The organism is Paenibacillus sp. FSL P4-0184 (assembly GCF_038004625.1).
GTDB lineage: Bacteria > Bacillota > Bacilli > Paenibacillales > Paenibacillaceae > Paenibacillus_AQ.
The window spans coordinates 29,008-43,959 of record NZ_JBBORN010000001.1; the positions used below are offsets into that span (position 1 = coordinate 29,008).

Here is a 14,952-nt window from a genome sequence, read left to right on the forward strand (position 1 = left end):
TGGAATTGTTCTTATTTTATTCTTACGGTACCTGCCCCCAGCATAGACTCGATAGCCGCGATTAGCTCCTCAGTAGGCTTAATCCGATAATTATCGCTAAGGGCCAGGAGCTTCTGATCCCGTTCGTAGAACAGAATCGTCGCTACTGGGCCTGGATGATTCTGCAGCAGCTCCTTCAGGCGCGACAGCTGCGCAGCATTCTCGGAGGCCGGCGTGATCTTGATAAAGACACGCTGGCCTGAGCCCGGCGCTGGCGCAGCGGCCGGTGCAGGTGTTGCAGGCGCAGCTGCGCCGCCTGCAGGTCTGCCAGCGGGGCCAGTGGCGGCCCCGCTAGCCCGCGAAGCAGGAGCCGCGCCACGCGGCGGCGCTCCTGCTGAGGCCGAGCGTCCCGCGCTATACGGGCGGGATGCGGCGGCACTACGGCGCTGCAGCAGGCCGCGGAGTGTCTCCGCGGATAGCAGCGCCACTTCCTCGGCCAGCAGCTTGAAGCCTTCGTCCTCCTGCTGCACCTTGGCGCGCAAGGCCAGCAGCGCGCCCTTGGCAATCAAGCCGCGGCTTCGCTTCCACACCTCGGGGAAGAGCACGACTTCGCAGCGCTCGATCTGATCTTCCCATTCGATGAAGGCCATCGATTTTCCTTGCTTCGTCGTAATTTCCTTAACGGATACGACCATGCCGGCCGTAACCGTCTGGCTCTCATCTGCGGCTTCGCCGAGATCCATCAGCCGCTGTATACCCGGCTCCTCAAGCAGCTCAGCGCTATCGTCGAGCGGATGACCGGATAGATACAGCCCCAGCAGCTCACGTTCCATCTCCAGCTGCTGTCCTACTGAGAACTTAGGGATATCCGGATAGCGAATCTCCCAATTCGGCGTCTCCACCAAATCGTCGAACAACTGAATTTGCAGTTCATCCCGCTCCTTGCGCCATTTCGTCGCGGCGTCAACGGTCTCGTCCAGCATAGCCAGCAGCTGGGCCCTATGACCCGGCAGACAGTCAAAAGCTCCTGCCTGCAGCAAAGACTCCACTACCCGCTTGTTGCAGACCCGCAGATCCACACGTCGACAGAAATCGAGCAGGCTGTCGAACGGCCGCTCCTTACGGACCGACATAATATTCTCCACTGCTAGCGTGCCGACGTTCTTAATGGCTGCGAGTCCAAAGCGGATATGCCCTGTTTCCGTTTCTTCGCCTGGAACAGGGGTAAACAACACGCCGCTCTCGTTCACATCCGGCGGTAACACGCCGATGCCCGTACGGCGGCAGTCCAGTACATATTCCGCCACCTTACGGTGGGTTCCCATCACAGCGGTCAGCATAGATGCCATAAACTGTACCGGATAATGCGCCTTAAGATAAGCCGTCTGAAAAGCCAGCACACCATAAGCCGCCGCATGCGCACGCGGGAAGCCGTAATCGGCAAACCGTACGATCATATCATAAACAGCATTCGCATCCGTTTCGTTATATCCTTGCTGCAAGCTCCCCTGTACAAAATGACTGCGTTCCTTATCCAACGTCTCGCGCTTCTTCTTAGAGACCGCTCGGCGGAGCAGATCCGCTTCACCAAGCGAGAATCCAGCCATAAGCGAAGCAATTTGCATGATCTGTTCCTGATACACAATTATCCCATAGGTATCCGCTAATATAGATTTCAAATCAGGATGCGGATACTCTACTTCGATCTGACCGTGCTTACCTGCTATATATTTCGGGATAAACTCCATCGGACCCGGACGATATAGCGCTAGAACCGATACGATATCTTCAAAACCATTAGGCTTCAAATCCTTAAGCACACGTCTTACACCCGCCGACTCCAACTGAAAGACTCCAGTCGTCTCACCAGCACCTAGCATTTCATACGTGAGCGGATCATGATCTGGTATGATTTTAAAATCTGGAACACTGCCACTCATTTCTTTAATCGAATTCATACAGCGCTCAATAATAGACAAGGTGCGCAGTCCCAGAAAATCCATCTTCAGCAGCCCAACACTCTCCAAATGCTCCATAGAGTACTGAGTTAACGCTGTACTTTCGTTGCCCTCTTGAAGGGGTACAGCATCTGTTAACGGACCTTTGGAAATAACAACCCCGGCAGCATGTGTCGAAGCATGACGAGGCATACCTTCCACTTTCATTGCCATATCCAGCAAACCTTTGATCTTCGGATTACTATCATACAGCGCTTTTAGGTCTGGAGTAGTCTCTAGTGCTCTAGCAAGGCTGATACCTAGTTGTCCTGGGATGAGCTTGGCAGCCTTATCTACCTCGTTATAAGGTAAATTCAGTACCCTGCCCACATCACGAACTGCAGCCCGTGCAGCCATGGTTCCGAACGTAATGATCTGTGCCACATGTTCTTTGCCGTATTTCTCCACCACATAAGCGATAACCTCATCACGACGCTCATCACTAAAATCGATATCAATATCCGGCATCGTGATCCGTTCTGGATTTAAGAAACGTTCAAAGAGCAAGTTATACTTAAGCGGATCTACATCCGTGATTCGTAGGGAATAAGCGGTAAGACTCCCCGCGGAAGAACCCCGGCCCGGACCAGTAGCAATCCCCTGACGATGACAATAAGCGATAAAATCCCACACAATTAGAAAATAATCGCTAAAACCCATATTCTCGATGACGCCAAGCTCATAGGCAAGACGCTTCTCAGCGGTCTCTCTTTGCTCAGTCGATGCCCAAAGCGGTGTGTCTATATACCGTTCTTCAAGCCCTTTAAAGCACAACTCTCGCAAATAAGCAGCGGAGTCCTTACCTTCTGGAATTGGTGAATACGCAGGCAGAATATGTTGACCAAAGGTAAGCTCCAAATTACATTTTTCTGCGATCAATAGCGTGTTACTGATAGCTTCAGGCACATGCGGGAACAACGCCGCCATTTGATCACTACTTTTTAGAAACAGCTGATCTGTTCCGATCTTGAGCCGTTCCTCATCATCCACAGTTTTACCTGTTCCAATACAGATCAGAACATCCTGTACCTCTGCATCTTCCTTGGCCAAATAATGGACGTCATTCGTAGCTACAAGTGGGATCTCACAGGCCTTGGCAAGTGCGATCAGCTTCGGGTTTACTCGTTTTTGCTCGGAAATTCCGTGATCTTGAAGCTCCAGGTAGAAGTCTTCGCCAAAAATCTCCTTATATCGCAGCGCAGCTTTTCGCGCCTCGTCATCTCTTCCATGCAACAAATGCTGCGGCACTTCGCCGCCAAGACAGGCACTGAGGCATATGATCCCCTCCGAATGAGCGGCCAGAACCTCCATATCAATACGAGGTTTATAGTGATGACCTTCCAGATGACCGATAGAGATCAGCTTCATCAGGTTCTTGTAGCCGGTTTCATTCTTGACGAGCAGAATCAGGTGATAAATCGGTTGATCTTTACGACTGCCTCGCTCACGGCGAGAGCCCGCGGTTAAATAAGCTTCACAGCCGATAATCGGCTTGATTCCATTCTCTTTACACGCTTTATAAAAGGGGATCGCCCCATACATCACTCCATGATCCGTAAGCGCCAGCGACTTCATGCCGTATTCGCCGGCCCGGCGCACGAGATCGGTAATGCGCGCCGCCCCGTCCAGTAAACTGTATTCGCTGTGCACATGCAAATGCACGAAAGGGCTCATTATCCCACTTCCTTTCAACTACAAAAATCAAACATAAATAGTTGTTCAAAAAATCCGCTTTTGATCACGAAGTAACCCAAGAAGCTTACTCGACATCGAAGATTGAATTCAGGCGAAACTTCCGGTGCTCACAAAAGCTTCCACTACGCTCCGCTCCTCATTTTCTACCTTCTTTCAATCTTCTCGGTGCTGAAAACCGTACTTTTTGAACTCGCACTATAAGATGAAACTATTTTATCATATTAAAGGGGGACCCGCCCATAGAATGGATTAAGAGCACATGGACAGGCAACGTTTATAGATGCCTCGTCCGGGAAGGGGCCTTTATGAGCATTTTTATGAGCAAAGCCATCCTCGATTTCTTTATCGCCTTCGGCATCGTACTTGGCGGAGCTATGGTCGGCGGAATCGGCGCCGTAGTATCCCTGCAACCACCGACGCAAACGATGCTAGATGTAGCAGACCGGATTAAAATATGGGCACTTGCCGCCGCTGTAGGGGGTACTATGGACCCTTTACGGGTCATTGAAAGCAACATGATTGGAGGCAACCTCTCTCCCGCCATCAAGCAAATCATGTATCTTGCCTTCGCTTTTCTCGGAGCTCATATGGGCAGCGAGCTAGTAAAATGGGTGTGCGGCAGGGGGTAACGCCAGTGAGAGTTCCACCATTCAGTCGTTTTCGTAGATTCACCCAAATTTCCGCTATATTCATGCTGGGGATCGTCGTAGGAGCCGTCATATACAACGCTATATACCATGTTGGATTCAACGTGTTATGGCTGAATAATGTAGACCTGCGTGCACAGATCGAGCAATATCAAGAGGATATTAAAACACTCAAAAAATACAATAATACCTCGACGGTAATCAGAGAAATCAAAATTCGATCAGAGGAAAGCAAAGCCCAAGCAGAAGGCTCACCCTCAGTTGACCCCGTAACTTTAAAATTAATACTTAGTGAAATACGATCAGATCTGGAGCCCATGCGTGGCCGCAGCATGTTCGATATTGACACAGACAGTAAACTGGTTAGACTGCTGCTGGATGGAAAACTTTACATTGTGCGTGATAAGGAATACTCTGTCAAAATCCGGACGATGCTCGTCATGGAAGGTGTTCTGCAAATCTGGGTGGAAATCACTCCTTTTAAGCGCAACTAACAACAATCGTGTGATACAATAATGGACAGACAAAAGTGGAAATTACTTCAAGGCTTTTGCACGACATGATAAAGGAGCTGGCTGTCCATGGTTTTATTTATCAAGTACTTATTGTTTATCCTGCTGGTGATCTTTGTAATCGGCGCCGCTGTGTACAGCTTATCCTCTCGCCGTGCCTTAAATCCCCAAGATAAGGGGCTAAAACGCTCCGTCATGAATGTGATGCTGGGTTGTATGCTCGTAACGCTTTCCCTGATTTCCATGTTTCTATTTCGCGGCTCCACCATTAATATCATTGTTGAAGCTGCCTTTCTTCTAATCGGTGTGTTTAACATCTTCTCAGGAATACGCAGCTATAGTTATTACAGCCGTAGCCGTAGCCAGGAACAACACCAGTCGAAAGCCTAGACTACCCCTCTGATAGGATTACAAGAATAAAATAGACTACCCTCTCTATCATCGTTGAGGGCAGTCTATTTAGCATGTTTGTGATTCATTATCTATTAGCCGTGATCAATGGATTGCAGCATCAGAACAGCTTTCGCTACCAGGGTATCCGAATAGCTGATCTCTATTTCAAGCTTACATGTACGGCGACTAATCTCGAGCAGTCTCGGCATTACAATAATCGCGTGTTCGATCTGTACCGGCCGGATAAAATAGGTGGACATATTATCTAATACATAGTCATTTCCTGTAATATCCTTAGCTGCCTTAAACGCAGAGAGCGTCATTAGCGTAGACAATACACCTTCAGAAATGGTACCAAGGTCTGTGGCCATCTGAGGCGTAATAAAGCCGTGAAAAAACAATCGTCCCTCTTCATCCCGCTCATCCGCAAAACCGTTCCAGATGAGATGATCGAAGGTCTCCCCAAGCTGTGGAGTGTTACGGACATCTCGCAGACTTTGCAGCACTTCTTTACGGGTTAGGGAGCCCACCAATTTGCGGTTACGGTCTACAATGGGGAGGAAATCGACACCTTCCCACATCATGATCTGCGCAGCTGAAGCTAGTGAGGTATGCAGCGCAGCGGTAACCGGACTCCGAACCATAGCCTTTTCAATACTTTGCCCTTCTGCCAGGTCCTCTACTTCGCGTCGGCCGATAATCCCAATCACTCGGTTCCATTCATCTGTAACGGGAAAACGTTGCTCTCCAGTTTCCTCAGAAATCTGTCGTAGCTCACCTACGGTGCTTGAAATTTTCAACGTAATCATACGCGGTTTGCTGTCGACAATATCTTCTACCAGCATAATTTTTTTCTTAATCAATCTATCAAAAATCGCTCGGTTAATCATTGATGCCACGGTAAACGTGTCATGTCTTGATGAAATGATGGGGAGATCCAGTTCGTCGGCTAATGCCTTCACTTCACGACTCGTCCCGAAACCACCTGTAACCAGAACTCCGGCACCCTGCTCTAGCGCTAAGGAGTGAACATCATCGCGGTTACCCACAATAAGCAGACTGTCTGCGTCTATATAACGAATCATCGCGTCGACCTTCATCGCACCGATTACATATTTATGTAGATGTTTACCCAGTCCGCTAGCCCCACCGAGAACATGACCTTCCACAATATCAACCACGTCACCAAACGTCAGCTGTTCAGAAATGTTACGAGGCTTCTTTTCTACACGTACTGTACCAATCCGTTCCTTCGTAATGACAATCCCAAGATTCTCAGCTTCCTTGACGGCACGATAAGCCGTTCCCTCACTGACCAACATTTCTTTTGCAAGCTTACGAACAGATATTTTGGAGCCTACCTTAAGACTTTCAATATGCTGCAGCAGTTGCTCGTGTTTAGTAATTGCATCGCCTTGACCTTCCAACTGTTACACCCCCGTACTCCGATCTGTACTATACTGTACTCATTATACACGGAGAGAATGGCACAGTACAACCGATTCATATGCATCGAATTCGAATTTAATTGCCCGTTATTTAGCAACCTTTTCCTCTTTTTTATAGTCTGAGAGTTAAAGAAAGAGGAAAGGAGCATTGTGGATATGAACAAGACCACGTTAATAATATTTACCATTACTTTGCTTTTCATAGGACTGATCGGCTGTGGAAATACGAGAACCGAAGTAAAACAATCAAACCAAATAGAGCTGGATGCACAAAATATAGTTTCTATTAACTTAATAGAAAAAGACCAGCCGGTGACGACTATTTCTGAAGCATCATCCTTGAAACGTTTCGTTCAAGCCATAACTGCTGCTGAATATGATAAAGGACAACTAGATATTGCTCCAAGCGATTACAGAACCACCGTAAACATGAAGGACGGCATAAGTTATGAGTTCTCTTTTTGGATCGTCGGAAGCAACAGTGGGTTACTCATTAAATCGGGACAAACGGGTCACTATCGTCTTTCGGATATCAGCAAAAAAGATCTGTTGGACTTATTCCAATCGACTGTTAAAGAAGATAAGAATTCTCCAGCAGACACTACTAACCCACGGCCCCCTAACGTTCAAGTTACTGTTGGCGATGAGCAATTCGATGCCATTCAAGGCTCTTATTGCTGGAATGACAATGGCAAAGGCGTCTGTGTAGATATGGCTTCTTATGATCAATTAGTTACCAAACAGAAGGTACATCCCAAAGCCATCAGCCGTGATCAGGTAGAACTCAAATTCTCATCTGCACCCAAGGAGATAGAGGTTGTGGCTTCATTTCCTGGTGAGGAACGTCCGGACGAAGCTCTTTCCGTAGAAAATAACAGTTTTCAGCTCGCAGCAGGTAGCGGAAAACATCTGTATATAATCCAAGCAAGATGGCCTCAGGGGAGCGCCAGTTATGTATTTGAAGTAGAATGCTCTGTCAGTAAAGAGTAACCCGTTTGTTAGACAAACGGGGTAGTGGGTAGGCGAATAGAGAATAGTCCCTTAAGAAAAAAGGAAAAATATGTTATGATGGAGAGGTGAAAGGGGATGGCTTTATGCAATTTCTTTTTATACTCGCGATTCTCGTTCCTGCGTTGTGGTACTACGCGGCTCTAGGTAAACGGATATCTGCAGAAGAAAAGAAAGCTGGAAAAGATCTCTCGGATGAGATCAATCCTTTTACAGGTGCAAAATAACTTTAATCCCCCTGCTTTGCGGGGCAATTTTAAAGCCCACTGGCTTAAGCTAGTGGGCTTTTCTGTGAATCTTGGGGATTTATACCCTTCTTTTCGCCATTTCAGCGTTTTCCACGGGAATATTTAAATCTAGTTACTTAAGGAAGCTACCCAATTCTATGATCTTTGTGTAACTCTAGTTTCTTCTTTCCATTTGGACTGCCATTGCTCCAATTTTGCTTTTCGCACAGCTTCCAAACGCTTGGTCTTCTCCTCATCAACACCGATAATAAAATGCAGATGTGCTGCAATAACCATAAAGGCAAAAAGTGACCAGACCACCCCAAAGCCAAATACCCAGCTAGGCCCATTCGCAAGCGATAACTTCGGCAGAGCATACAAAAGCATGGCCAACGCCAGCAACAGATAGACACCATGTTTAAACTTGTTTCTTTTTCTCATAACCAACAGCTCCTCGTAGACAAGATATTCGATTAAATCTATATCTCTACTCTATGAACATGAAGCCCGTAATATGAGACAAGTCCATAAAAATATACTTCTATTCAAAAAATTATATAAAATAATACGCATTTATATAGCTAGCATAGCTTATATATGAGATGATAATTTCATTTAGGGGGCGATTTAGAATTGAATGCAACTTATACTCATACCGAATACATAATTCGAAAAAAGGTATTTTCCATCATGGGTGCGAAGCTTCATATTTATGATAACGCCGAGCAGCTTGTACTCTATTCACAAATGAAAGCATTCAAGTTGAAAGAGGATATTGCACTGTACACGGATGAGTCTATGCAAAAGGAGCTTCTGCGTATAAAAGCCCGCAATGCCATCGACTTTAGTGCCGTTTATGATGTGCATGATTCGGAGACTGGCGAGCATGTTGGTGCTCTCCGGCGTAAGGGACTCAAATCGATTTTGAAGGATGAATGGACGATTCTCGATCATCATGATCAGGAAATCGGAAAAATCAAGGAAGATAGCACCGCAATGGCTATACTCCGCCGCTTCATCTCTATTATCCCTCAAAAATATAATATCGAGATGAATGATACAACGATCCCGACTTTCAAACAAAATTTTAATCCATTCGTTACTAAAATCATCGCTGACTTCTCTGAGGATCCCAAGGGAATGCTTGATCGCCGCCTAGGTTTGGCTGCTGGTATTCTTCTCTGCGCAATCGAAGGAAAACAAGATTAGCGAGTTTACTCATGTGCTAGTCACAAGAATAAATAGGGTGTTCCCAATGCCAAACGGCTTCGGGAACACCCTATTTAGATTGCACTGATCAAACTTTTCAGGTGAATACCCGCTTACTAAAAGCGTTTATTCGCCATACAATTGCGACAAGCTCTCGGTAATGATCTTGTTTACATCCTCGATTACAACACTCAGACGGCGTTCTGCATCAAACAGACGGCGAATCCCAAGATTCATGTTAAGCACCTCGAATAACTTCTCCATTTTCTCCATTTCTTCCTGCGGAGGCATGTCTCCGCTCATCATCCGTTGTTGAAGCTCCAATTGACCATTGCGGAAGTTGTCGAGCATCGCCTTGGCTTCAGGATCTGTTTCTACCAGTTTCATCGCGTTGGTGATATCCGCTACCTCAGTGCTTTCTTTAATGGCTTTCGCCAGTTCATGTGCTTTGTCGTGAATACTCATTATGATTCCTCCTAAAAGTTTTGTAAGTCACTACTTCTCGATTCGTCTTCGTACAAAACTCACTTCGAAAGCGTTGCTTAAGTTTTGTTAGCGTTCGCTTCCTAGAGTTACTTCGTACAAAACTCGCACCGGAAGCATACGCTTAAGTTTCCAAATATTGATTCATCCCATGCTTGTTTCGCTTCTTGGGTCAGACTTATGAAATGATGCGGCAAGGTTTTTAAAGAGTAGGTCAATCACCAAGGGTCATATGTCTCCATATGATGAATGATATGTAACCCTTAGCTACCAAATTGCCGGCATCATGCTGCCTACCGGAAGGAGATCCACGATGTCCCAATTCAAGATCCCGGTCCATACGGTCCACACGGGCATCCTGCAGGAAAACGCTATAATGCTTGGCGAACGATCCATGAAAAGACTCAAAATCCCGTCTCACGGAACGCTCCAGCTGGCTTTCGGCTCTTTCCGGCAGGAGGTTACCATTATCCCGGCTCCCAAATCCGAAAGCCTGCGTGTAAGCGAAGGACTGGCGCGGCGGACCGGATGGAAACATCGGCAAACCCTCAACGCTTCATACAGCTCTGTAAGTCGTACCTTGCGACTTGGACCGTTGATCGGTGTACTCGTCAGCCGTGACCATCCAGATAATCTCGACAGGCTGTTTGGACCCATTACCATGTTCTGTCGAGAATTAACAAATGCCTGCCACTCACAAGGCGCCTATGTATATTTCTTTACCCCGGAAGCGCTGGAAACAAGCAGCTCTTCCATCCAGGGCTGGGTATACAACGAGGGTTGGAGGAAAATGAGTCTGCCCATCGCCGATGTAATCAACAATCGGCTAACGACGCGAAAGGTGGAGAATAAACCTAGCGTACAGCATTTTTTGGCGGATGTAAAATCACGGTATGGAACGCATTTCTTCAACGAAAAATTTCTTGACAAGACAGAAGTATTTGAAGCTTTAGCGCAAGACCCTTCATTGAAGCGGTATTTACCGGAATCGCATGCTTTAAACGGTTTTGCCGTTGTAAAGAAGATGTGCAGCCAATATCCAAGCGTGTTTCTAAAGCCTGTACGAGGCAGTCTCGGCAAAGGCATTCTCCGAATCTCCAAAGATGAAGGCGGAGGATACCGTTTGTTATCTACTACTTCTATAGGTACACGCAAGCAAAGCTACCCAACATTAGCTAAACTGTATCAGTCCATTGCTCCCAAGATGAAGACAACGCGCTACCAGATTCAACAAGGATTACCTTTGATGGAGCTCGGTAAGCGTCCTGTAGATTTCCGAGCACTTGTACAGAAGAATGGTACCGGAAAATGGGGCGTTACCTCCATTGTCGCTCGCACCGCTGGAAGCAATCATTTCGTCTCCAATCTAGCAAGAGGTGGCAGTCTCAGTACTGTCCGTGAAGCCGTAAGCAAGAGCAGCCTTCCTCCAGGTACCAAGGATAGCGTACAGCTTCAGCTTCCAAGAGCAGCACTAGCCATTGCAAGAGGAGTAGAAACCTTTATCCCTGCTCATTTCGGAGAGCTCGGAATCGATCTGGCACTGGATCAATCCGGACGAATATGGCTCTTGGAGGTTAACTCCAAACCTTCCAAGAACGATAATACACCGCTAAACGATCAAAAAATCAGACCGTCCGTCAAGCAAATGATTCTGTATTGCCGCTATTTGGCCGGTTTATAAGGAGGACACAATGACTGAAACAGCTATGGGGTTCCTCGGCATTATGACGGGCCGTCGCCATGGGAATCCTCCGATTGCCGAGCCAGAATTTTGCAGTCATTTATGCCGTGCAGCTCCGCGCTATAACCTTAAAGTCCTCGTGTTTCATCCGGACGGAGTAGCGGCAGACGGGTCATCTATAACCGGTTATACATGGAAAGACGGAAGCTGGCACAATACGACCTCTACACCACCAGATATCATTTATAATCGTTGTTTTTACAATAGTCCGAAAGAAAGAAAAGAAGCTTCGTCTGCACTCTCTTTCCTTCACCGCTCACTACCTTGGTCAAGAGGTTTACCTGATAAATGGGGCGTATACGAGATCTTGAAGCGCAACCGAAGAGCTGCTATTTTACTGCCGGAAACTGTTCTCTATACCGGTACACGCAAGTTAAGCAATATGCTCGCTGAAAGAGAATACGGGGTCTTCCTAAAACCCAAAGCAGGCTCTCATGGCAAACGTACATTGCATGCCATACTGCAGAACAGACGCTCTGGAGGAGGCATAAGAGTACGAGGACGTGATGGGACAAATACACCCTTTCAATATGTATTCAGCTCGCAGGATGAAGGACTGAACTGGATTCATGAATTTATCGGCACACGCCGCTATATTATACAGCCTTATCTGCACCTAACTAATCGTAAGGGGCAACCGTTCGATGTGCGTGTATTGATGCAAAAGAATGGCCTCGGTCGCTGGGATCTTACTGGCATGGCCGTTCGGCTGGGTAATCATGGTTCACTGACTTCGAACCTGCATGGCGGTGGAACTGCGGTTCCTCCTTTGCCCTTTTTGCTTGCAGAATATGGTCAGGACGGAAAAGACATCATGCAGGAGCTTGCTGCAGAAGCTGCATACTTGCCTCCTCTTCTGGAGGCCGCATGCGGTAGGCTTGGAGAACTCGGCCTAGATTTCGGTATTGATTCGAGCGGTCGGATTCATTTACTTGAAGCAAATTCCAAGCCAGGGCGCACGGTATTCCGGCTGACGGGCGACCGCCGGGCTGCTAAGCTCGCCGCCGAGAATCCACTGTCTTATGCGCGCCATCTGCTACTCACACAGCGACGGATACCATCCCTATCTACGGACAGCTCCGTTATAAACGGGAGAATGATAACAATGGTTCCTAAGGAGGATTCATAAATGAGTCTCACTTTTTGCAATGTGCATTTTACTAAGCAGCCCCAAAGAGTTGTATATGTATCAGGTGCACTGATGAAAAGCTTGAAATTAACCGGGAAGAAGAACATTCGCCTTAGACTCGGTAAAGATGCCATCCCGACCATGATCAAGCCCATCAAGCGCGCCGGAAATCATCTATTCCTCGCCACTGGTGTAAAGAGTGCTATCAAGGTTCCGAAATCTGGTGGTATCTATTTACGCAATCTTCAAAACGACGAGGTACAGCTTGGACCTTTAGTCGGTGTATTGACCGATGGGCCAGCATCTTCAAATCAACCCTTCGGTTCTCGCACTGGCTTTATAAAGCAATTACTGCGGGAAGGCAGTAACAAATGTTATATATTTGCCTTTATGCCGCGTGATATCAATTGGCAACAGGAGCAGGTCTATGGTTATTTCTTAACCGCAGGCGGCAAATTCGAACGTAAAATGGTTCCTCTGCCTGATGTCGTCTACAATCGGCTACCCAGTCGGAGAGCGGAGACTTCACCTTATATCAACCAGCTTCGCGAACGCTTTATGCGCAAGAAAATCCCTTACTTCAACTGGAGCTTTTTCAATAAGTCCGATATTTATCGGTTGCTAGAGAATGACGGAGCAGCAAACCGTTACGTACCTGAGACACACAGCAATCCCTCCTCCGAAAAAATGAGAGAAATGCTGGATCACCACCATTTTGTATATTACAAACCTTCCGCAGGCAGCCTGGGTCACGGGATTTACCGACTCACCTATCTGCCGAAAAAAGGATATTTTGCCCGCTACCGCAAAGGTGGAAAAAACGTACTTCTGCGCTTCACTACCTTTGAAAGCCTCATGCGTATGCTTCGGTCACGACACGGTCAAGGCCTGCAAAATTATATCGTCCAACAAGGAATACGTTTGATTGAAATTGATGGCTGCCCCATTGACTTCCGATTCCATATGCATAAAAACGGCAGTAATCAATGGATTGTAGTCGGTATCGGCGCTAAGAAAGCCGGCCGGGGCAGTGTCACCACTCACCTCAAAAACGGGGGGGCATTGCTTACACCTGGGCAGGCGCTCGGGCGTGTATTCGGCGCCAGAGCAGATGAAGTATTACAGCGTGCGAAGAGTACAGCCATTAAGCTGGCAGAATCCTTAGAAATCCAGCATCGTCATTTGCTCGGTGAAATTGGCTTTGATCTCGGCATTGATCAGGATGAAGACATCTGGATGTTCGAGGCCAACGCCAAACCAGGACGTTCCATCTTCCGTCATCCTTCCCTGCGCGCTGAGGGCAAAGCTTCCATCGAGCACATTCTGGAGCATTGTCTATACCTCAGCAAATTCCGCAGGAGGGATGAGATGTGAACACCCATATTCCGGATGAAACAAAACCCGTTATTGCCATACTGACAACCAGCGATAAAGTAAGGCATTTTAATGGCAACCGTAATAATTTTCGGGACATCATTCGCACAGGCAAGGAACTGGGATTTCTTGTCTACGTCGTCACTGTCCGTGACTTGAAGCTCGAGGAACGGATGGTGAACGGTTATGTCCCATCATCCAGCGGAAGAATATGGTACAGCATTCCTGTACCTCTTCCACAAATCATATATAACCGAATTCCTACCCGTGAGGATGAGGAAAAACCTGCTGTCGTACGCAAAATAGCTCAATGCCTGGAACATCCAGGCATTAAGCTATATAATCCATATTTTTTCAATAAATGGAGTCTATTTGAATGGTTGAAAGGCTCGTATGCTACCTCGAAGCATGTTCCAAAAACCAGACGTTTACGCAGTGCAAATACGCTTATCGCCATGCTAAATAATCATACCAGTCTCTATCTTAAACCTGAGAATGGCAAAGCAGGTAAAGGAATTATGCGTTTAAAATACCGTGCAGATACCACATTACCCTATCGGCTGCAAATTCAAAGCGGCAAAAAAAATGTGACCTACAAAGCTGCCTCAGTAGAACGCCTCTGGGCACGGATAGGCAAAGAAAAGGGAAACTCGCGCTACATCGTACAGCAAGCTATTGAACTAGCGACTCACCGAGGACGACCATTTGATCTACGTGTACTTCTGCAGAAAAACGGCAGAGGCGGCTGGGCAATGACCGGCATAGGTGCACGTCTAGCTGGTGCCCGCAGCATCACTACGCATGTACCTCGTGGCGGAAGTATCGAGGAGCCCTCCACCATGCTGGAAAGCACATTTGGAACCGAAAGAGCAGCCTCTATCTTAAAAAGTGTACCTACAACTGCTCTGTTAATTGCCAGACAAATTGAAAGAGCCTCTGATTCTATGCTCGGGGAGATGTCGATGGATCTCGGTGTCGATGAGAACGGCGGACTCTGGTTCTTTGAGGCAAACTCCCGGCCGATGAAATTTGATGAGCCTGCGATTCGCAAGCTTTCTTTGGAGCGAATCTTTCAATATGGCCAGCACTTAGCACGCCATATCAAATAGA

Annotated in this window: 14 protein-coding genes; 10 read left to right on the top strand and 4 right to left on the bottom strand. The window is 47.2% G+C overall.

Annotation, left to right across the window (positions count from 1 at the left end; all coding sequences use genetic code 11):
- Nucleotides 1-11: 11 nt before the first annotated feature.
- Complete coding sequence (locus MKY52_RS00150) at nt 12-3,650, bottom strand: DNA polymerase III subunit alpha (RefSeq protein ID WP_341049183.1); 3,639 nt, start codon at nt 3,648-3,650, stop codon at nt 12-14.
- Between the two features lie 326 nt (nt 3,651-3,976).
- On the opposite strand from MKY52_RS00150, the gene MKY52_RS00155 reads away from it, so the two are divergent.
- The 3 genes from MKY52_RS00155 (at nt 3,977) to MKY52_RS00165 (ending at nt 5,220) form a co-directional block, all read left to right on the top strand.
- Nucleotides 3,977-4,300, top strand: a complete 324-nt coding sequence (locus tag MKY52_RS00155) for a YtrH family sporulation protein (RefSeq protein ID WP_094874151.1) — start codon at nt 3,977-3,979, stop codon at nt 4,298-4,300.
- A 5-nt stretch (nt 4,301-4,305) separates the two neighbouring features.
- Nucleotides 4,306-4,812, top strand: a complete 507-nt coding sequence (locus tag MKY52_RS00160; protein WP_341049185.1) for a hypothetical protein — start codon at nt 4,306-4,308, stop codon at nt 4,810-4,812.
- Between the two features lie 87 nt (nt 4,813-4,899).
- A complete protein-coding gene (locus tag MKY52_RS00165) occupies nt 4,900-5,220 on the top strand; it encodes a YtpI family protein (RefSeq protein ID WP_076283324.1) in 321 nt (106 codons plus the stop codon).
- A gap of 95 nt (nt 5,221-5,315) precedes the next feature.
- Here MKY52_RS00165 and MKY52_RS00170 read toward each other — a convergent pair whose 3' ends face one another.
- Nucleotides 5,316-6,650, bottom strand: a complete 1,335-nt coding sequence (locus MKY52_RS00170) for a DRTGG domain-containing protein (RefSeq protein WP_341049186.1) — start codon at nt 6,648-6,650, stop codon at nt 5,316-5,318.
- A gap of 177 nt (nt 6,651-6,827) precedes the next feature.
- Between MKY52_RS00170 and MKY52_RS00175 the strand changes: the two genes are divergently transcribed.
- The gene (locus MKY52_RS00175; protein ID WP_341049187.1) at nt 6,828-7,661 is read left to right on the top strand and encodes a hypothetical protein; all 834 of its coding nucleotides are present in this window, start codon (nt 6,828-6,830) and stop codon (nt 7,659-7,661) included.
- Nucleotides 7,662-7,765: 104 nt separating this feature from the next.
- Complete coding sequence (locus MKY52_RS00180; RefSeq protein WP_341049189.1) at nt 7,766-7,906, top strand: hypothetical protein; 141 nt, start codon at nt 7,766-7,768, stop codon at nt 7,904-7,906.
- Between the two features lie 156 nt (nt 7,907-8,062).
- On the opposite strand, the gene MKY52_RS00185 is transcribed toward MKY52_RS00180, so the two are convergent.
- A complete protein-coding gene (locus MKY52_RS00185) occupies nt 8,063-8,347 on the bottom strand; it encodes a hypothetical protein (RefSeq protein WP_042186490.1) in 285 nt (94 codons plus the stop codon).
- A gap of 192 nt (nt 8,348-8,539) precedes the next feature.
- Here MKY52_RS00185 and MKY52_RS00190 point away from each other — a divergent pair, with 192 nt between their 5' ends.
- Nucleotides 8,540-9,115 (top strand): hypothetical protein, encoded by a 576-nt coding sequence (locus tag MKY52_RS00190; RefSeq protein ID WP_042186488.1) that lies wholly within the window; start codon nt 8,540-8,542, stop codon nt 9,113-9,115.
- Nucleotides 9,116-9,241: 126 nt separating this feature from the next.
- Here MKY52_RS00190 and MKY52_RS00195 read toward each other — a convergent pair whose 3' ends face one another.
- Nucleotides 9,242-9,580 carry a YlbF family regulator gene (locus tag MKY52_RS00195; RefSeq protein WP_042186485.1) on the bottom strand — a complete coding sequence of 113 codons (339 nt, stop codon included), beginning with the start codon at nt 9,578-9,580 and terminating at the stop codon, nt 9,242-9,244.
- A gap of 331 nt (nt 9,581-9,911) precedes the next feature.
- Between MKY52_RS00195 and MKY52_RS00200 the strand changes: the two genes are divergently transcribed.
- The 4 genes from MKY52_RS00200 to MKY52_RS00215 are packed head-to-tail and all read left to right on the top strand — an operon-like array spanning nt 9,912 to nt 14,951.
- Nucleotides 9,912-11,279, top strand: a complete 1,368-nt coding sequence (locus MKY52_RS00200) for a YheC/YheD family endospore coat-associated protein (RefSeq protein WP_341049190.1) — start codon at nt 9,912-9,914, stop codon at nt 11,277-11,279.
- 10 nt (nt 11,280-11,289) lie between these two features.
- The gene (locus MKY52_RS00205; RefSeq protein WP_052404216.1) at nt 11,290-12,468 is read left to right on the top strand and encodes a YheC/YheD family endospore coat-associated protein; all 1,179 of its coding nucleotides are present in this window, start codon (nt 11,290-11,292) and stop codon (nt 12,466-12,468) included.
- On the top strand, nt 12,469-13,842 hold the full coding sequence (locus tag MKY52_RS00210; RefSeq protein WP_341049191.1) for a YheC/YheD family endospore coat-associated protein: 1,374 nt from the start codon (nt 12,469-12,471) through the stop codon (nt 13,840-13,842).
- Nucleotides 13,839-14,951 carry a YheC/YheD family endospore coat-associated protein gene (locus tag MKY52_RS00215; RefSeq protein ID WP_339269949.1) on the top strand — a complete coding sequence of 371 codons (1,113 nt, stop codon included), beginning with the start codon at nt 13,839-13,841 and terminating at the stop codon, nt 14,949-14,951. Before MKY52_RS00210 ends, MKY52_RS00215 begins: the two co-directional genes overlap by 4 nt.
- Nucleotide 14,952: the final 1 nt, after the last annotated feature.